Annotated in this window: 18 protein-coding genes and 3 pseudogenes; 12 read left to right on the top strand and 9 right to left on the bottom strand. The window is 37.4% G+C overall.

Annotated features, from left to right (window positions below; translation table 11 throughout):
- Positions 1–24: 24 nt before the first annotated feature.
- Complete coding sequence (locus V7121_RS22615) at positions 25–639, bottom strand: tetratricopeptide repeat protein (protein WP_335499751.1); 615 nt, start codon at positions 637–639, stop codon at positions 25–27.
- A 355-nt stretch (positions 640–994) separates the two neighbouring features.
- Between V7121_RS22615 and V7121_RS22610 the strand changes: the two genes are divergently transcribed.
- The 4 genes and pseudogenes from V7121_RS22610 to V7121_RS22595 all read left to right on the top strand — a co-directional run.
- A complete protein-coding gene (locus V7121_RS22610) occupies positions 995–1,615 on the top strand; it encodes an HIRAN domain-containing protein (protein ID WP_335547957.1) in 621 nt (206 codons plus the stop codon).
- Between the two features lie 89 nt (positions 1,616–1,704).
- A complete protein-coding gene (locus V7121_RS22605; protein WP_335499746.1) occupies positions 1,705–2,904 on the top strand; it encodes an HIRAN domain-containing protein in 1,200 nt (399 codons plus the stop codon).
- A gap of 114 nt (positions 2,905–3,018) precedes the next feature.
- Entirely contained in the window at positions 3,019–3,786 is a 768-nt protein-coding gene (locus V7121_RS22600) for a hypothetical protein (RefSeq protein WP_335547955.1), read from the top strand.
- Between the two features lie 64 nt (positions 3,787–3,850).
- Positions 3,851–3,997: pseudogene (locus V7121_RS22595) on the top strand (excalibur calcium-binding domain-containing protein); the annotation flags it as partial.
- A gap of 540 nt (positions 3,998–4,537) precedes the next feature.
- On the opposite strand, the gene V7121_RS22590 reads toward V7121_RS22595, so the two are convergent.
- Positions 4,538–4,762, bottom strand: coding sequence for a hypothetical protein (locus V7121_RS22590; protein WP_335547954.1), 225 nt, complete (start codon positions 4,760–4,762; stop codon positions 4,538–4,540).
- Between the two features lie 32 nt (positions 4,763–4,794).
- Between V7121_RS22590 and V7121_RS22585 the strand changes: the two genes are divergently transcribed.
- The gene (locus tag V7121_RS22585; protein WP_335547951.1) at positions 4,795–6,273 is read left to right on the top strand and encodes a DNA/RNA non-specific endonuclease; all 1,479 of its coding nucleotides are present in this window, start codon (positions 4,795–4,797) and stop codon (positions 6,271–6,273) included.
- Between the two features lie 740 nt (positions 6,274–7,013).
- Here the strand turns inward: V7121_RS22585 and V7121_RS22580 are convergent.
- Entirely contained in the window at positions 7,014–7,493 is a 480-nt protein-coding gene (locus tag V7121_RS22580; protein ID WP_335499735.1) for a YjdJ family protein, read from the bottom strand.
- A 515-nt stretch (positions 7,494–8,008) separates the two neighbouring features.
- Between V7121_RS22580 and V7121_RS22575 the strand changes: the two genes are divergently transcribed.
- The 3 genes from V7121_RS22575 (at position 8,009) to V7121_RS22565 (ending at position 9,484) form a co-directional block, all read left to right on the top strand.
- On the top strand, positions 8,009–8,347 hold the full coding sequence (locus V7121_RS22575) for a DsrE family protein (RefSeq protein WP_335499732.1): 339 nt from the start codon (positions 8,009–8,011) through the stop codon (positions 8,345–8,347).
- A gap of 110 nt (positions 8,348–8,457) precedes the next feature.
- Positions 8,458–9,033, top strand: coding sequence for a CD3073 family putative ECF transporter S component (locus tag V7121_RS22570; RefSeq protein ID WP_335547949.1), 576 nt, complete (start codon positions 8,458–8,460; stop codon positions 9,031–9,033).
- A complete protein-coding gene (locus V7121_RS22565) occupies positions 9,023–9,484 on the top strand; it encodes a CD3072 family TudS-related putative desulfidase (RefSeq protein WP_335499727.1) in 462 nt (153 codons plus the stop codon). The genes V7121_RS22570 and V7121_RS22565 overlap by 11 nt, the downstream gene beginning before the upstream one ends.
- Positions 9,485–9,857: 373 nt before the next feature.
- Here the strand turns inward: V7121_RS22565 and V7121_RS22560 are convergent.
- A pseudogene (locus tag V7121_RS22560) lies at positions 9,858–10,044 on the bottom strand (hypothetical protein); the annotation flags it as partial.
- 372 nt (positions 10,045–10,416) lie between these two features.
- Between V7121_RS22560 and V7121_RS22555 the strand changes: the two are divergent.
- Complete coding sequence (locus V7121_RS22555) at positions 10,417–10,974, top strand: hypothetical protein (protein WP_335499724.1); 558 nt, start codon at positions 10,417–10,419, stop codon at positions 10,972–10,974.
- Here V7121_RS22555 and V7121_RS22550 read toward each other — a convergent pair.
- The 3 genes from V7121_RS22550 to V7121_RS22540 all read right to left on the bottom strand — a co-directional run bounded on the left by V7121_RS22550 (position 10,969) and on the right by V7121_RS22540 (position 13,648).
- Positions 10,969–11,658 carry a restriction endonuclease gene (locus tag V7121_RS22550; protein WP_335499723.1) on the bottom strand — a complete coding sequence of 230 codons (690 nt, stop codon included), beginning with the start codon at positions 11,656–11,658 and terminating at the stop codon, positions 10,969–10,971. The two genes, V7121_RS22555 and V7121_RS22550, sit on opposite strands and share 6 nt — an antisense overlap.
- Before the next feature lie 94 nt (positions 11,659–11,752).
- Positions 11,753–11,971 carry a hypothetical protein gene (locus V7121_RS22545; RefSeq protein WP_335499720.1) on the bottom strand — a complete coding sequence of 73 codons (219 nt, stop codon included), beginning with the start codon at positions 11,969–11,971 and terminating at the stop codon, positions 11,753–11,755.
- 753 nt (positions 11,972–12,724) lie between these two features.
- A complete protein-coding gene (locus V7121_RS22540; protein WP_335547946.1) occupies positions 12,725–13,648 on the bottom strand; it encodes an AEC family transporter in 924 nt (307 codons plus the stop codon).
- 316 nt (positions 13,649–13,964) lie between these two features.
- Between V7121_RS22540 and V7121_RS22535 the strand changes: the two are divergent.
- Positions 13,965–14,300 (top strand): annotated as a pseudogene (locus tag V7121_RS22535) (helix-turn-helix transcriptional regulator); the annotation flags it as partial.
- A 254-nt stretch (positions 14,301–14,554) separates the two neighbouring features.
- On the opposite strand, the gene V7121_RS22530 reads toward V7121_RS22535, so the two are convergent.
- Both V7121_RS22530 and V7121_RS22525 read right to left on the bottom strand, forming a co-directional pair.
- Positions 14,555–15,424, bottom strand: coding sequence for a hypothetical protein (locus V7121_RS22530; RefSeq protein ID WP_335547944.1), 870 nt, complete (start codon positions 15,422–15,424; stop codon positions 14,555–14,557).
- Positions 15,425–15,455: 31 nt separating this feature from the next.
- Positions 15,456–15,752 (bottom strand): hypothetical protein, encoded by a 297-nt coding sequence (locus V7121_RS22525; RefSeq protein ID WP_335547942.1) that lies wholly within the window; start codon positions 15,750–15,752, stop codon positions 15,456–15,458.
- Positions 15,753–16,482: 730 nt separating this feature from the next.
- On the opposite strand from V7121_RS22525, the gene V7121_RS22520 reads away from it, so the two are divergent.
- The gene (locus V7121_RS22520) at positions 16,483–17,103 is read left to right on the top strand and encodes a competence protein ComK (protein ID WP_335547940.1); all 621 of its coding nucleotides are present in this window, start codon (positions 16,483–16,485) and stop codon (positions 17,101–17,103) included.
- A 26-nt stretch (positions 17,104–17,129) separates the two neighbouring features.
- Positions 17,130–17,342 carry a helix-turn-helix domain-containing protein gene (locus V7121_RS22515; protein ID WP_335547938.1) on the top strand — a complete coding sequence of 71 codons (213 nt, stop codon included), beginning with the start codon at positions 17,130–17,132 and terminating at the stop codon, positions 17,340–17,342.
- Positions 17,343–18,582: the final 1,240 nt, after the last annotated feature.

Raw genomic sequence — 18,582 nt, 5'->3', positions numbered from 1 at the left:
AAGACTTTCTTCCATACTAGTACTCTAATTAAAATAAAGATCAAGAACGTTATTGCTATGAATTTTATCCCACTTTAATTCAGAAATGACAAATTTCCTGCCATATGGAATATAAACATTTTCATCAGTTTCAATTTGATCGTTACCAGTAAAGCCAAATCGATTTAATACTCTCTCATGTGTACCATTCCCTAGGATGTGTGCACGATAAACTTCTGAATATGGCACTAGTTGTGGGTTTTCCTTCATTGTGCTGGCCGATAAATCGATAACAGAATGAGCAAGATGCCTAGGAGTATTTACATCTATAAAAATAGTAAAGGCAGACTTTCTTGGTAATGATGCTAGTAAATCCTTAGGGAAGCTATCATATTGGAATTTCAGATGCATAGGCAAATTATTTTCATTCATAGCCTTTTCAATCGGAGAGAGCTGTATATGGGTAGCTGCTAAATAGCTTCTCACAGCTAGATTTTGATTTTTTAATAGATGGGCCGTTTTTCCTAGACCGATGTATGTCATCATATCACTCGGCTCTAACTCTATCGCTTCAATATAGCAATTTTTTGCCATTTCAAAATTTCCAGCCCTTTTATAAGAAACGGCTCTATCTTTTAACTGATCGACACCAATACTCATTTTTCAACACTCCATTATTATTTAATCACCCTACCCTTGTTAAGTATAATTAAAAAATTGTAAATTTAATACATAAATTATTATAGCTGGATGGGAAAATTTGTGTATAAACCCGTGTGATTCTAACTATCTTTTGATATAGTAAAATTGTAGCACTATTAAAAAACTTATTATATTTTCACAGAAAAGTGGGGACGACATGTTTACAATTATTATTATCATTGCAATAATTTGGTTCTTTACCAGCAGTTCTAGTTCTAGTTCTAGTTCTAGTTCTAGTTCTAGCACCACCACCCATTCGAACACCAATCAAAAAACTAGCCCTGCCAAAAGTACCCAACCGAGCTATACAAACATGACTTGCCCACGATGCAGCAAACCTACATCCGTTCAAGTAAATAGTTATACAAAAGTTTGCAGCCATTGTGGATGGCAACTTACCAAAGCTTATATTAATACAATGGTAAAACTAGCAGGCGTAACTTACGATGGCAGGCAAGGATTAATTTCTAGCCTAAGTGTTTATGATCCAATTATGATAAGACGGGATCGTAATAATGCCTATGATAGAAATGCAATCGGCATTTATAATAGCCGAAACCAAAATATTGGCTGGATCCCTCGAGATGTTGCCGCAACGCTTGCACCAAAGATGGATTCAGGTGTTAAGCTTTATGCAAAAACCAATAAAAAATTAGGAGGAAATGGCTACAACTACGGACTAGAGGTTTTCATTTCTTCTGATTCAGATAAAACTAAAAACCATCAGCCAGTGACGCCAACCGTACCTACCAATAAACTTACAGCCTATGCATCCAAACCATCTAGTTATTCTAGTCAATATTACAAAGATGATGATGATTATGATGACTATCCGTCTCATAACTACTTTAGGGATGAATCCGAAAGAGGAAGCGATGATTACGATCCAAGTGAGGACTGGACAGATTTATACGAGTATAATGAAAACCACTAATTAATAGATTTCATCAGAGTGGGCACCACAAATGAAGGTAGCAGCCCCTCTATATTTTCATACGCACTAAACAGGATAGGTGTGATCCTATGCGTCAACTTTTCAGACTTAAAGGTGTTACTTATGAAGGAAGACAACGAATAATTGAACGGTTATCTATTTATGATGAAATCTATATTGAGCGAGATTATTACAATAGCTTTGATGAAAATGCAATTGGGGTATTCAATAGCTATGGTGAAAGTATCGGCTGGATTCCAAGAGAAATAGCAGAATGGCTTGCTCCCAGGTTGGACAATGAGGAAGAATTTGATGTTAAAATCAATAGAATACTTGGTGGAAATGGATTTTCCTACGGCGTTGAAATTAAGCTGATCTCACCTATTGAATATGAACAGGAAGAGGATAATGCAGAGTGGAGGCGCCGCCAAGAAGCAGTTCTCGCTATCCTTAATCGTCCTCAATCCGAGGAGGAAAAGGAAGCCGCGGAGAAAGCATTTAATGATCACTGGCGAAAGTCAATCGAACGACAAATGATTGAAGGTGACCTCGAAAGGCTTACTACACAAATACAAAACCACTGGATGACACTGGAGAAAATCCAATCCTTTGTGGAATATTGTTTTAATACCGGGAGATTTGAAGATTGCTTTAAAGCACTCCTAACTTTAAAGGCTCTATCTGAGTACTATGAAGTTAAGAAGATGAATGATTTTTGCAATGAAAATATTAATATGTTCCTTACATTCGGATATAATAGGTCACTTCCTGAGCCAAATATGGAGGATTATCCTCAAAGTATAGAGAATGCTGATGAATCTTACCCTGAATTAAATAAGATATACAAAATCCCTATTGGTGAATTAATCGATATCCTGGATCAAGAAATAGAAAGTACTAATTTTGAAGTGAAAGCAGCAGCATTATTTTCTTTAGGCGAGATCTATTTTCTCCAAGATAAGTATAAAGAGGCAATTGAATATTATACTCGAGCCATCCATGAGAATCCTAATAAAGCATTATATTGGGGGTATACGGCTCAAGTCCTTAACAAGAATGATGCTCCTCCATTTATTTCAACAAGATATTTAATGAAAGCAATCGAACTTGATCCTAATAATCCACGTTGGCACTTTTTGCAGGCAATTTTGTTAATAAAAATATCTAGTGAAGAGGAAAGCAAAGAGTTAGTAGCACAAGCTGTTTACGAAGCAAATCATGCCCTTGAACTATGCAGACCCGAACAGGAAGGATTACGGAAAGCGATTCGAATGTTAATGGGTAAATAAGTGAGGACAGAGACTTGACGAAAGCTCAGATACTCCTTATTGATATAGGTATTTTGTTAGAAACATATTCTTTTTAGCAAGGAAAATAACCCAAAAGGAAATGAGGACTCCATCATGTTTAATAAGAATAAGGAACGTTCTTTAACCGAAATTGAAATTCAAGGCTTACATGAAATGGTGACAGACTCTATACAAAGAGCAGTAAGTACCGGAGAAGTTATAATGAACTCCTCAGATTTACATGATTTACTTGTTACTTTTCAGCAATATGGTGAGTTTATCTTAGGGGCTGTATATTCATTATCAAAATGTCGGTTTGCTAATGGGGCCTTAGAAGAATTACATAACCCGCCATTGGCGGTGGGCAAAAGGCATCTTTCAAACCCTGAGGATTATGAGTTTTCTTATGATAAAGAAGTGATAGAAACGCTACAAACTAATGCGAGCCAAGCAATCAAAATTATCTTTGAAAGTTTCTTACTAGAGCAAAATGATGCATATGAAGAGACATCTGAGCCTTATGATAGTGGGCTATCTGAATATGGCGAACAGCTTATATTAAATGAATTAAAAAGATGCTTGAAAAATACACAAGAAACACGCAATACAAATTACGGAAAAGTAGACGAGTTTGATATTCTCATCTGGACTTCATACGATGAAGATGGGATGGCCATTTTTATTTTTAAGTTATCTGAGTGTGTCTTCCTGTTAAATGAACCGGTTGAAGTTCCTACCACCCCATTATACTGGGCAAGGATGGAACTAAAAGGAGGGTTTAGTTCTGGTGCCAATTCTGAAATACAAAACACAGGGTATGAAACGGTTATACTTTACGTAGATGCTGTTTTATCAAGCATTAACAGAAAAATTATTATATAAGTATAAAGTGGAAGAAACAGCAGGAATCCAGGACCTGCTGTTTTTTTATTCGTATTTCATTTTCAAGGACTTTAAAGGTGGCGTGGCACGTACATCGAAGGTTAAAAACAAAGGGGGAAAAAGTAAGTACAAGCCTTATGTTTCCAAAACACTTTATGACGCTAATAAGAAACGTGACCGTGATAAGGATTTTATTGCATGTGAGCGATAATATTTGAATAAGCCAAGGGGGACTAAAATATTAGTCCTCCTTTATCTTTTCTTATTAGCTAACAAATCTTCATCAACTAATCCTTAAGGGTTTTTACTTGCTATCATGTTTGAAGTTTCTCGCATCTGAATTAGACCGTCCAAGCGTCCCCGTTTCTACCGTCATATTATTCAAGTTAAATTGTAAATATTTGTATGTTAATATACTTAATAAAAAAGGATAATTAATTTTCTAAAAATTAAAACTACTAAAAAAGGATTTATGATATTGTAAATAAGCAAGGTAAACGCAATACATTTTCATGCCATGTAGAGTTTGTTGTGTATAGGGAAGAAGATCGTTTTTGGACTCTTTCCTATTGTCGAGAGTGTGCTTTTAGTTCTTACAGTGCGCGAATCGAGTTTATGAAGAATACTTTAAGGAGGTGCTCAATAATAGTTTAAGACTTATTTAAAACAATTAAGATTACATAGACCGCTAGTTAAGGTCTTTCATGTAAATCAATTTAGTCAACGCTAATTATATTTTTTTTGCCTTATTTCAAAAAATGTATACTGGCTTATTACTTTTACCTTGTGCAATATACCTTTTCGGCTCAATTCTTTTGTCAGGGGCTAGGGTGCCGCAAGACTCCTCAACCAGAATCCCATTTTCAAGAATCCCGACTATTTTTTTTATGCCTTCCATTACCATTGTATCGGCATATTTATCATTTCTTTTAACTACTTTTATTTTTTTTCTATTCAGTTTTTCTATCAAACTCATTTTACTAAAATTCAAGAGGGGGTTATTTGTATATGTTAGAAAGCCGATTGGCACGAAAAGTAATTTTATCAAAAAGGGGAAAGGAAAATTTAAAGAGAAAGACAGCCTTCCTGGTTTGTATGTGTCTCGTGTTTTTCGGTGCTTTTGGAAATATATTTATTCAACCTACAAAGGCTGCTGTGGGAACTAATGTTGTCATCAGTGAAATTTATGGTGGAGGAGGTAATAGTGGTTCTTCCTACAAAAATGATTATATTGAACTCTACAATCCTACAAGTTCAAGCGTTAGCTTGTCTGGATGGTCTGTTCAATATGCCTCTTCAACTGGTACCTTCAGCAGCATTACAAATTTAACAGGCAGCATTGGCGCACATCAATACTATTTAATCAAAGAAGCAAGCGGCGGTGGCGGAACTGTTGACCTGCCAACTCCCGATATTACAGGTACTATAAACTTAAGTGCAAGCAGCGGAAAAGTTGCTTTAGCAAACGTCACTACCGCGGTATCCGGTTCATCCAATTCAAATGTCGTTGATTTTGTTGGCTTCGGTTCTGCAAATGATTCAGAAACTAGTCCAGCAGGCACTCTATCTGCTACGACAAGTGTAGAACGTAAAGACAACAACGGTGGAACGGCTCAAGGTCAAGGTAATGGTTGGGACACGAATAATAATGCTAACGACTTGGTAATTACAAGCAGCCTGGTTCCTCAAAATTCATTATCTGCAGCTGAACCTTCAACACAAGCAAGTATAGATAATGATAACATGGGTTTAGGGAATCCAAGTGGCGCTACAACTAATACAGCCAATTCCAATAATTATTTAATGGTTAAACCGCAATATGATCTTTCCTACAATAATACTAAACACGAGCCTAACTGGGTTAGTTGGCATGTAGGTTCATCTGACCTTGGAAGCACTCCGCGTCAGGATGACTTCCGTTCTGATACAACATTGCCGGCAGGATGGTATCGGGTTACTGCTAGTGAATTTTCAGGAAGTGGATTTGACAGAGGGCACATGACCCCATCTGGTGACCGTACATCTACTGTTGCCAACAATTCAGCCACGTTTCTGATGACTAATATGATCCCTCAAGCTCCACAGAACAATGAGGTCACCTGGGAAAGTTTAGAGCAATATAGCCGAACACTTGTAACAGCCGGAAACGAATTATATATTATATCCGGTGGTTATGGATCTGGTGGCACTGGGTCAAATGGATATATGACCACTGTCGGGAATGGAGTGGTCGTGCCGGCAAAAACATGGAAGGTGATCGTTGTATTACCTAACGGGAATAATGATATTAGCCGAATAACCACTTCTACCAGAGTAATAGCTGTGTTGATGCCAAATGATCAAACAACTTCAAGCCATCCGTGGAGCTACTACAGAGCTAGTGTAGATACGATTGAGTCCTTGACTGGTTATGACTTCCTTTCTTCAGTGCCTGCAAGCGTCCAAAATACCATCGAAGCTACTGTTGACAATGGCCCAGCGAATTAAGCTATGGAACAGTAATTCTCCCAGCACAAACTATTATTGTTAATGGTTCTTTGGGATCCGTTTCTTCATCTGATGTTAAAGGAATAATTGAACAGATATTTAAATAGATAGAGAAGGGAATGTGTTCCAAGAATCTCTTGGTAGCACATTCTTTTTTCTTTTTAAAAAACTGCCCGAATAAGGGGATCTGGCCCTCAAAGCAGCGAGGAATTGACCCCCAAATTGCTCTTTAAAAAAACCCTACTATTCCTCATTCTCTTTGTAACTAGCATATTGCATAAAACCATCTGCTATATTGGTAAGCAAGTTCTTTAGATAAACAGGATAAGAAAGTTTCTTATCTTCGGTTGGGTTGGTCATAAGTCCAAGTCCACCAGTGTGTAAGAAACTTTGGACCAGTTGAAAACAGGCATTGCCTCGACTTCGGACATCACCTTGCCTTTTGGGCACTTCCTTGTCCTAAGTTGCCTCGACTTCGGACATCAGCTTGCCTTTTAAGCTCTTCCTTGTCCGAAGTTGCCTCGACTTCGGACACGACCTTACCTTTTGAGCTCTGCCTTGTCCGAAGGTGGTTCGACTTCACACACAATCTCAAATTTCTAAAATGGCATAAAGCCGGTTTGGTACCAAAAGGAGGAGGAATTTCACCTTTTTTCACCTTTATCCACCATATTTTTTTTTAAAATTATTGTAAAAAGCGTAGTTAAATCTAACCACGCTTTTAGTGTTTTACAATAAGTTTAGTTTGTAATTTCCTTTGTATTTCGATTAAAAATCTGAAAATACATAAGTGCTGCCAGTAAAATACAAAACAAACCACTTAATAACAAAGTAAGGAACAAAACTTTCCCACCGTTCGTAGGCGAAGTATAAATAAAATAACTTAGGAAAAATAAACCTGCTCCTAAAAAGGACAGGTAACTAGCAAACCATTTGTACTGCTTCTTAAAGAAATGGAATCCTATTAAAATCATCAAATATAAACCGCTTATGACCATAATGACGGGAAACGTGGGTTGAAATTTAACTGCATAAATAAAGTAGTCAAGTTGTGATATATCGCTACTACTTTGCACGGGTCCATATATCAATTGAGAAAATGGCGTGGAATACTTCCATTCCCAAGTATTTTCAACTATTTCACTACCTTCATACCAAGAAGCAATCGAAGCAAACAAAAGGAAAATAGATGCGAACCCGTATTGAAAAAGCAATAACATATAACTCCTCCTCAACTTCCTAGGGATTACTTCAATTCATTCCCCTAAATAGAATAATTAACCACATTGTAATGATAAAGTTTCTTTAACCTTCTTTAATTTATTAGTGCATTCCAATAAAACAGACGTTTGAATAGATGAATCAGTTACAATAACAGTTAAAATTTTACTGTTGTTTGTTATGGTTAAAATGACAATCATTTTTCTCCCCCCGCCAAATTAGAAATCGAGGCTGCAACTTCACTCTATCATTTTATTTAGTTCAAAAAGCAATAAATCTTCGACAAATATCGGGTCGTGACTGGCACCATAGCCTTTAGGAAAGTCCGTAAATATTACAGTTGGCAAGCATTTATTAAAAATAACTATATATCTAATATAACGATTCGATTTAATCCTTATTATCGATAATTCAAATTGCGTTTAGGTCAAATTAACCAGTATATTAATAAATGAATAAATGTCCTAAAAATACCCAGGATACCTGTGATGATTAATTCAGTGAGGTGGAAAAATTGAAAAACAAAGTAATTTTACTTGCTTCAGATCAGCTTGGCAAAGGAGAAACAGAACTTGGTGAAGGGATATTGGAAACCTTTTTTACTATTCTTAAACAAATGGAAGAACTGCCTGCGGCTGTTTTTTGCATGAACCGCGGTGTGTTCACACTAACGGATAGCTCGCTTGTTTCTCTCCAATTAACGGAATTAGAAGAAAAGGGTGTTGACGTTCTTGCTTGTAAAACATGCGTAGACTTTTATGAGCTAAACGATAAGCTTGTAGCCGGGAAAATCAGCGGGATGGCCCAATTTATTGAATTAGCGGCAAGATATGAAGTAATTACATTATCTTAATTTTTTGTAAATGATTCTAGTGGCTTAATCTGCCACTCTGAATGAGGTTAAATATACGCCAATAATTTTTATAGTGATGATGTTGGAAAACTTATCCTGGGGGAGAAAAAATGAAAGTAAACAAAACTATGATATTAACTTATTCTGCCATGGGGATTGCTCTAAACGTGGTTTTAGGAACTGCTGTATCGACATTAAAAATTCCCCTTTTATTTCTTGATACAATTGGAACAGTATTAATTTCAGTATTGTTTGGTCCATGGTGGGGCATTTTGACAGGAGGACTTACAAATGTTGTCCTCGGTGCGACAACGGGGGCTTCTGCCATATTTTTTGGAATTGTCAATATTGCCATTGCATTGGTTGTAGGTTTTATCGCTAGGAAGTTCGATTTTACCAAATGGTATGTTGCTCTAATCACTGGACTCATTATTTCAATTGTTGCCCCGTTAATCGGTACCCCGATTGCTGTTGCTGTTTATGGTGGTTTAAACGGCAGCGGGATGGATTTGGTTGTTTTATGGTTAAGATCCTCAGGTGAAAGTGTATTTGCGTCGACATTCATATCACGCATAACCGGAAACTTGGTGGATAAAATTATTACCTGTTTCCTTGTCCTGTTCATGATTGGCCGTATGCCGTTCTTATCAAGAATTATTAAAAAGGAAAAAAACCATGCAGCGTAGTAAAAAGATTTTACTAGTTTCCCATTGTATTATAAATCAAAATACGGTTATAGATGAAGAGGCCCGGGCAGCGGGTGCCGTCTTTTCCGCTGTTGAATGGGCTATGAATGAAGGCTATGGTTTTTTACAATTGCCATGCCCGGAATTTACATTTCTCGGATTAAATCGTCCTTCGATGACCTATGAGGAATATAATACCCCTGAATATCGGAAACACTGCCGGGTAATTTTACGGCCAGTTTTTCAACAAGCTGAAGAATATCTCAAAAACGGCTATGAAATTGTTGGGTTGCTTGGCATTCAAAGCAGCCCATCATGTGACCCGACACGCGGAATTTTTATTGAAGAACTGAAAGAGATGTTTTTAGAAAAAGAAATTGAATTGAAAAACCTTTGGTATCTACCGAATACCAGCGAACCGATATTTAAAGCGAACTTACACCATTTATAAATTATTAAATAAAATAACAGGGCACGAAAGAAAGGAGGAGCTAACTACTACGAGCCTCCCCTTTCCTTCGAAGCTTATTTTTGAGAACCACCCTTTTGCTTGCGACGGCGTAGGGTGATTTCCTGTTTTCTAGAGTATTTTCCCGAAAGAATACGCACTAACTTCACGTATTAATCCCTTCAGAACTTCTCGTAGAATTTCAAGAAAGGTTTCCATGATCATCACCTCCTTTCCGAAACGGAAAGAAGCGTAACAGCCAACCACCCCAACAATATTCAGCCGCAACTCAATTCTATCACTTAAAATCCACTTTATATCCTATCAATCTTCGATAAATTACGGGGCGTGACAGGCACCGGCTACAACAGTTTGGTTAAGTGGTCGCCGCTGAAGAAGCCACTGCTTGGTCAGCCTTTACACAATCAATCGCAACAACGAGGGCAAAAATAATGGTTTCCAGCTCTTCATCCCAAATTTGAATCTGGTAACTGTCTCCCCCACTCCTTGCTTACTTCACCTACAACATCTTCATGCCGTAATACCTGAAAATCCATATCCCAGCTCTTTCAAATCATAACAAATCGTAACATTCGTCTTAGATTCTCAATTAAGGACAATTGTCCAACCCTTCGCTGGCCTAGGGTTTAGCCTTCTTGCGAACACCTATGTCTTTCGGTCTCTTTCCTAAGCACACCATAGGGCAGGAGTTACCTGTGCTACCTTTATCCTCTTACGGCAATCCTTCCATCGGTATTTTCACATTCTAACGAAAGTCCGCACTAAAATAAAGGCTTAACATTTTGTATGGCTATTCTTGTATGGCACCATAATCAATAAAATCATCGATATACCAATGCTTAACATACTTATGAGTTTGAAAGGCTGGGGTAAAATATGCTAGATTTATTGTAACCATTACTAGGAGGAAGGACATGAAACCTTTTACAATCGAAACTATCACTATACCGTATCAACGTGAGGAGCTTATGGCCTGGAAATCAAGGGATCCGCTAGTTGTTCCATCCTTTGTATTAGACTGGAAGGGTCCCGGGGTTTCGAATGGCTATGGTTATGGGGAGTGGAAAGCCGAGCAATACTTCCGTAATCAGGGCTGCTATGTCCTAAATACTCAATTCAACCTACTATCAAAGAAATCCAAATTTGACCGTTTTAATCATTGCATATCGTCACTCATTGGTCCATCCAAGGTGGAGAAATTCAAAAGAACTGTCCAAGATTTTATCCAACAAGGATATACTATTGAAAACCCTGACCTTTTTGTCTTTAACATGGAAGGCCAGTTCTTCTCGGAAGTAAAGAAGGGAAAAGATATACTACGCGAGCCACAGATTCATTTCATTTACCTTGCAAAACACATACTTGAAACAGAAAGCAAACAAGTCTACCTTTCCGATACAGCAACAGAAGTCCAACACCAATCATTAACTGTAGAAGTTAAAATTGTGGACGGACACGGAAAGCTTTTATGAATCTCTTGTTCTACAAATCTCGACATATATCGGGTGGTGACAGGCACCATATCCAACTGAATTACAGGTCCCATATGTACTAGCAGAGACAGATGTAGATAACTTTGCTGATTCTGGCTTTTCACTAGGATTTAAAACCAGAATAAAGTCTATTAACGTATCTCTGTCCACCAGCATGACACTGCCTTTTTGAGCTAGTTCTTTAGCTGCTTTGGTAAAATAGCTATTGGAAACGACCCAAGCCTCATCTGCCTTGTAATAGGATTTTGCCCCGATAACTTCCTGAACTGCTTTTATACCTACATCCTTCGAATAGCGTTTTGCTTGAACAACAATCTTTTTTCCATCCTTTTTAAGCAATAGGTCTGCACCATAGTCACCACTGGCATTCGTTACTTCTACCGCATACCCTCTTGATAGATAGAGTTCCTTTAAATAATATTCAAACTGAATGCCATCCATAGAATCAATATCCTTGATTCCAGACCTTCTTAACCGTTCATTTCGCAGTTTATTTTGTATTACTGCTAGAACAATAATCAATATCATGACCACCCCTACAATCCCGAGTGTTACATATAGATTATGTGTAAGATAATAGGATACTCCAGCGACCAAAAAAAGCATCACCTTTATACCTTCATCTATTTGTCTTTGTTGTTTCTTTGTTCTCCTTTTACTCATACTAACTTCCCCTTTTTTCTGTAGATAAAAAACCTACGATATATTGATACCTAAGTGGTTTGCCGCATTCACAATGGGTATCTGGGTTTTTGAATCAATTATCAATATAATCCTCTAATACCCATTCATCGATTAGCCGTTCCATTTCTTCCACTGTTGCAGAATCTGGCAAAACGATTCCTTTATCCGCGGCCATAACATTGGCAAAGGCCGTCTTCTTTCCCCTTTTTACGTAAAACTCAATAAATTCCTTTTGTTCTAGACATAATAAATTTAATAGTTCATCGCTCTCTTTAACATCGAGTCTACTCATTCGTTCCCTGCTTCCCATCTTATTAGGTACCAAAACCCCATCCATTAATAGGTATATTTTACCACAATTAACAGAATGCCAAGAGATATTTTGAAAGTAAGTTTGTTTGCGAACTGAACAAGTTTATTTGCGAAACCAACCTATTTGTTTGCGAAACTAGTAGGTTTGTTTGCGAAACGAGCACATTTATTTGCGAAACCTAAATTCTCTACTCTTTTTCCAGCATGGTTAAAAAAACGCACCCACTTTTCTGCAAATTCCCCTATCAATCAAACGTTTGATTAAAACAGTTTCATCCCTTGTTACATATGCCTCAAACCTGTTTGAGCCAAAAATAATTTGTAGAAAATTAACAAAAAATTAGTAGTATCCTAGCGAAAAGACAATAGGCGACATACTTTCGACGAAATAACAAAAAGGCTATACTAATCAAACGTTTGGTTGAAACAGCGACAAGGATTGATTTATAAGAATTCCTCTTACAAAGTAATAAAAAACATTGTCGAGAGAAATGAATTAACTTCGCAGGAAATACCCCTCTATTCCACAAAATTAGATGAGATTCTCTTTACATTTAAAATTCTTGTAATTACCTGCGAATATATCTGCAATAAAAATCCCCTTCACTTAAGTGAAGAGGATCCTATTAATAATATTATTTTACCTTGAGTGTTGCCGCCTTACTTACATTCCTTACAGTATCGGGGCGTGACACCGGAATTAAACACACGTTCCCTAGATTCTTTTACTCATCTACTTAACAGCCACGATAAGAAACGGCAATATGAAAAAGGATGCCAGAGTCGTCCAGAGAATACATTTTGAAACGATTTTGGGAGAGGCATTAAATTTTTCAGCGAGAATGACAGCGTTGACGGCAACTGGCATACAAGCAAGAACAAAGAGAACCGATTGTAAGATACCATTAATATTTAGGACGTATAAGGAAAATAACGCGATGAACGGTGAAACTACCATCCGAATAGTCATCCCTGTCCAAAATGTTTTTTGAGATTGCATTTTCTGCTTAGAGGTTGTCACACTTACCATCTGTATCCCTAAAATGGCCATGACAACAGGTGAGTAAGCGTCCGCAATCATGGCAACCCCTTTGGCAATTCCATCGGGCAAGGAAAGACTAAAACTACGAAGCACAAAGGCTAGCATAGCAGCATAAATGGCCGGAAGAGAAAATACGGATTTGATGGCATTTTTGATTGAAAAATGAGAACGTGCGGCAAAGTAAATGCCTATTGTATTAACAATAACCATTTGGATAATCACATACACAGACGCCTTATCCAGCCCTAGTTTTCCGAAGGCAAGCAACACGAGCGGAAGCCCATAATTGACACTGTTGGTAAAAGAAGAAATCAGTGTTAAACCGGCAATTTCATTCGCTGGAAATTTAAAGAGTCTCCCCACCCCGTTAGCAAGCAGCCACAACAAGACAAGATTAAGCAGTGAAAACGCGATTGTTTTAAAAATATCATCATGGGAAACTTTCGCTGTTAGTAAGGTATCTAATATAATGGCAGGACTTAAATAATATAACGTAAAAGTTAAAAGTGGCTTCGTATCCAGTTGCTTAAAATGCCCAAGGAGTGCCCCCACGATCACCGGAATGGAAAGTGGAACAATCACTTGAAAAAGGGTTGTCATAACAGTTTGAATCATGTAACTGCGCTTCCTCTCTCATTTATAAATGTGGTTGAGATAATTGTACTACATTATTTTCCCACTTATCAGAAACCCCCTCTCTCAATCTAGTTTATTTGCGAACTGAACAAGTTTGTTTGCGAACTGAACAAGTTTGTTTGCGAAACCAACCTATTTGTTTGCGAAACTTGTAAGTTTGTTTGCGAAACGAGCACTTTTATTTGCGAAACAGTTTTCGAACGAGCACTTGCATTGATTCCGTCAAATTGGTGCACATAATGTCGGGCCGGCCCAAGTAACTTCTTTTATTCTATTGATAAAAGGAGGTCATGTAATGGATTTACTTAAGAGTATGAATGATGCGATGAGTTATATCGAGGATAACCTTACTAACGAAATTGATTTAAAAGTAGTGGCAAGAATCGCTCATTGTTCTGAATATCATTTTAAAAGAATGTTTTCTTTTCTTGCAGGTATTACATTATCAGAATACATCCGCCGCAGACGACTTAGCTTGGCAGCATTGGAGATTACAAATAGTAAAATAAAAATAATTGATGCTGCGATTAAATATGGATATAACTCACCGGACTCTTTTACTAGAGCTTTTCAAAATTTACATGGTGTAACACCATCAGAAGCAAAAGACACAGGGACGGTTCTCATGGCCTGTTTATGAAGTTTCTTCAGACCATAAGAATAGTTCCCGTGGTCACTACCAACCCATTCAACTGTAACAGTTCCCAACTCTAAGAATATACTTTTGTGCGAACATCGGTGATCTAGAGTAAGGATACCCTTCTACCTTTATTTAACCATACTTATTTCCTTGTATAGTTTCATATTTAACAGCAGTCCTGAAAAAGCCACCAGAACCGTCCCCCCTGGTCTTCCATATTAAATTCTTACTACTTACGTCTAACTTCATCCTATAGAGTTTATTCCCTTGTTTTTCATAGCCTCAAAAATCCGAATAGCGTTATTGTCTAACGTATCAGCTAACGATTGATCGGTTGCCACATCATAGGAAAGCTGCATATTGGCATATTGGAATTGCTGTGCGTCCGAATATTGGTACATCCAATCCGGAATGGAAGTCGCGAAAGATTCTTCAAAGTCAGGAAATACACCCTCGATGGTTTCCCCAGATGGCAACTGAATTTCTTCCTCAATAAAAGGCACTCCTGTCTCAGGATGAATCTCACCATTTAGCGAATCATTTCTCGTATCGAGATCAACCATACCGTCATGTATTATATCCGTCTCCGTATTTTCAGAGGAAACATCCATCTCTACATAACCAGCAGGAACAGCAACATCTCCCTGAACATCGGAACCTTCAATAGACTCAGCCGATACTTCATCCACCCCATCACCAATATCCAAGAAATCAACGGCGACGATAGCTAAACTGGATACTGCTACCGTTTTAGCAAGTCCTTTTGCTCCCTCAAGCAATCGGTCCCGATCCTTATCCCGGATTCCCTTATAAACATCTTCACCATTTTCGATGGTATGTTTTACAGCACCAGCAATTCCCTTTCCTGTCCTTACTGAAAAATCTTTTAAATCTCCTAAACCACCTTGGACCTTTTGCTGATCCTTATTGGCTAACCCGGAAGCTGTATTCCAAACACCCTCTAATGCCTGTCCAAATGAAGAAAAGGATGAGGTGGAAGTTTGTTTAACGGATTCGCCTATATCAGAGATAAACTCACTATTTAATTTATTCCCGATCAGTTTAATGGGCTCCCCAATAGTCGCACCAGAAATTTCTCCTATTTTTTTGCTCATTTTCCGAATCATCCACGACACCATCTCTCTCTTAACTTACTACTGCAGCGGTAGTTCCATTGCGAATTTCTTCTAATTGTCCTTGATAGGAACTCATCTGATTTTGAATGTTCTTCATGTGTTGAACATGGCTTTCGATATTGTGTTTATTTTTAATAAACTCAGCAAGAAGAGAGTCTAATTGATCCTTTAGGTTTTTAATAAAACCATTCATTTGCTGTTCGACATAATCAATATATTTTTTATTGACAGCATCAATATTGGAATCAATTTCACCCACATAGCCTTCCAACTTGTTATTAACGTCTTTTAAGATACTTTTCTTCATTTTCTCTAAATCCACAAAATAAACTTGGCTTTTTTTGTGCCAAAATACCTGGCGTTTGCAATGCCAAAATTGGAACGGTCTTAAAAGCGATTCACGAAGAATACATGAGGCAAAGACCATCAAAGAGTATTGGCAGACGGTGAATATGGCTGCATTTAGCTACAGTTTGGAACTGGAGCTCCATCACATTTTAGATGTTGCTATCCAATCCTTTAAGCAGCTCATAAGGAAGTTAAAATTCAACCGCAATGTCAAAAATTCATTCGCCTATTTTTATGGCATCGATGAGAATAAGTTTTGCGTGCTTTTTCACGATATACTCTCGGATAAGTATGATTTAAATGATGTGAATTGGAGTTTAGTCTCGGATTGAATCAATGACAAATTCTAAAGTTTAAGTGGAGACATTTATGTTTAGTGGTTCCACTCATACATTCTGGCCGCGATATAAATTCTGTCATGATTTCGTCACGAAATTAGGCGAATTTTGGCGAATATTCACACTATAGTCTGTGGTAATAAAGTCCCAATTACTGTTTAATTAAGATGAGAGACAAACAAGATCATAAGCACAGAATATTCTCAGGCTAAGCAAATAAGGAAAAGAAGCTTACATACTAAGTGAGCAATTTACCCGCACGCTGCCAAGGTAGTCAGGGATATTCCATACATATAGATGCGCACACAATCTTCCTTTCCAACAGGCAGTACATGACAGATTCAGTTGTAAGTGAACCCTTTTTCAAATCTTTTATATTTAAAGGAGAGGGAGACTATTTTTATTCAAACGAACTATTTTATTGAAAAGAAAATGATCTTACTAACAGGGGAATATGATGGTTATGGTAAGCTGTGTGCACGAGTCATGGCAGGAGGTGTGTCTTTTTTGGTGGGCCGCTCACCCTTACAAGTATTAGATGACACCTTAACCTCCATCGGATTTGACCTAAGAGGTGCCCTTGGAAGTGCCAAACGTATTCTTGGAGAGCGGTCTAGATGTCCCATTATCGTCAATCCTTACCAGGGAATTTGTCTGTTCCCAAATAAATCACCCAATCATGCCGATTGTATTTGGTTCAACCCCGATCATATTGTTCGAACAAGAGCGAGCGGAAGAAGTCAGACAGAGGTCGAGTTAAGTAATGGTCACTCCATTATCGTTGATTCAAGATTAACCTTTTTTAATAATAAGATTCACCAAGCCAAGCAACTGTTGGAGCTATCCATGAAAAGGGGCAATCAACCAGGCTCGATTCTTTTCTATCTCGATTCCCCAAAAGGGCATCAATTAACCAAAGAGAAAACAGGAAAATATAATTTTGCTAATTTAGAAGAGGATAACCAAAAATAATAAATTGGAAGAAAGGAAGTTACTCTTTGGAAAATTTCGGAATAGTCCTAAAAAAATTAAGAAATGCACAAAATCTATCTCAAGAGGGGTTGGCCGACCGCTGTGATCGACACCCGTCCTACATCAGCCTGTTGGAAAGAAATCAGAAAAAACCGAGCTTGGATACTTTTGTTGCTCTAGCCTATGGATTGGAAATGAAGGCTTCTGAAATGTTAGAGGAACTAGAGAAACATCCTTAGAACCGGTGAAACTAAGAAGGAAAGATGAATTAGAAAGAAACCATGCCGGAAAACTAGCATGGTTTCTTTCTGGAATCCTTCAGACCTTTCCCCACCTATTTTTCAGCAAATTTCCCTATTAACCAAACGTTTGATTAAAACAGCCTCATCCCTTGGTACATATGTCCCGAAGTAACATAAGCCAAAAATTATTTGTAGAAAAATAACAAAAAATTAGTCGTTTCTTAACGAAAAGTCAAGATGCGACACCCTTTCGACGAAATAACAAAAAGGCTATACTAATCAAACGTTTGGTTGAAACTGCCACAGGGATTAATTAATAAGAATTCCTCTTACAAAGAGAACACAAAATTTGTCGTGAGGAAATAACTATCTATTTTACATAATTAGAGGGGTTTCTCGTTATTTTACATAAATCCTGTAATCCCCCGCCTTTTCACCATTCCAAATGCATTTTTTGGTGACGTGCAATGTATTTATTTCTTAAATAAACTTTTACTTTACTTCTCCCTCATAAGTATCAGTGCTCCGTACCTCCACGATTTATGAGGATGGATTGCCTCTTAGGCTATTACGAAGGAACGTTAGAACAGAACCAGGCACCAGGTTTACTGCAATTCCCTTTCGAGAACTAAGGTAAGGCTAAAAAAAGTTTTATTAAAGAGTAATATCATTTAAGAAAGCACCTGTTTTATCAACTTAAACAATTTCATTATCTTATTATTATATTAGTATTTTATTTGTTTTTTGAAAAATAATTAATTTAATGAAAATAATGTTAGTTTAGACCCTATGATACACATACTCCGTTGTAATAATTTTCTAATTATTGTATAATATACTATATTAAAAAAATAATGGGAGATTGGATAATGAAAAAGAAAAACAAAATAATTATACCAATTGTAATCACTACTGCGATGGTAACCGGGCAAATTACATATACAAATACAGCATTTGCAGCTAGCCAGAACAATATCGAAGCAGGGGATTTAGTAAGTAGAACGGGGATTATAGTAGATTACTTTAACCACTGGGAATGGACTGAACAATTAGCTCAACTTGTGGGAAGTGACCATTATATGACCGATGATGTTTGGGATATTTCTATTACCGATCCACAAACTACAGGGTTTATGACTGCTCTAAAGGAAGCCGACCCTACAGGGCTAGGTGAAGTGATGTACGGAACTTGGACTGGTGATTTTGGAATAGAATTATTCGAAAAGCTGGATAGAGA

Source organism: Neobacillus drentensis, from assembly GCF_036962125.1.
Taxonomy (GTDB): Bacteria; Bacillota; Bacilli; order Bacillales; family Cytobacillaceae; genus Neobacillus; species Neobacillus drentensis_B.
The sequence above is the reverse complement of the archived record's forward strand: the minus strand, read 5'-3'. Positions and strand labels throughout refer to the sequence as shown.